This is a genomic window from Aquipuribacter hungaricus, assembly GCF_037860755.1.
In the GTDB taxonomy this organism is placed as follows: domain Bacteria; phylum Actinomycetota; class Actinomycetes; order Actinomycetales; family JBBAYJ01; genus Aquipuribacter; species Aquipuribacter hungaricus.
In genome coordinates, this window is sequence record NZ_JBBEOI010000541.1 from 1 (window position 1) to 537 (window position 537).

General features: G+C 70.8%; 1 protein-coding gene. It reads right to left on the bottom strand.

The window, feature by feature from the left end:
* Positions 1–133: 133 nt before the first annotated feature.
* On the bottom strand, positions 134–537 hold a 404-nt coding region (locus tag WCS02_RS21075), incomplete at its 5' end, for a PP2C family protein-serine/threonine phosphatase (protein ID WP_340296255.1).

Here is a 537-nt window from a genome sequence, read left to right on the forward strand (position 1 = left end):
GCTCGTGGTCCTGGTGTTCGACTTCGGCGAGCAGCTGTTCATACGTGCCATGAAGGCTCGACCGCAGGTCATACGTGCAGATCAGAGGCGCGCCCGCGTACTCGATGGCGCCCCCCGCAGTGGCCAGGCTGGGTCACTGCACGAGCGAGCCGTCTGTGCTCTCGGCGGTGTCGACGATGCCTGGGCCGGTCCAGTCGAGGCAGACGACGGTGGCGTCGTCGTGCAGGCGGGGGGCGTAGGCGCGCAGCGTCCTCAGGATCTCGGCCACGGCCTGGTGCGGGGTGAGGTCCGCAGTGGCCAGCAGGAGGCCCGCCAGGCGCTGCTCACCGAACTCCTCGCCTGGTGCGCCGGCCTCGAGGATCCCGTCGGTGACCAAGACCAGCCGATCGCCCGGCAACAGCTGCACGGTCTGCACCTCGTACACGGTGGCCTGGAACATGCCCGCCGGCAGCTGCGGGTCCAGCGCTACCGCCTGGACCTTGCCGTCGCGCACCAGCCAGGGCGCCGGGTGCCCGGCGTTGACCACGTCCAGACGCC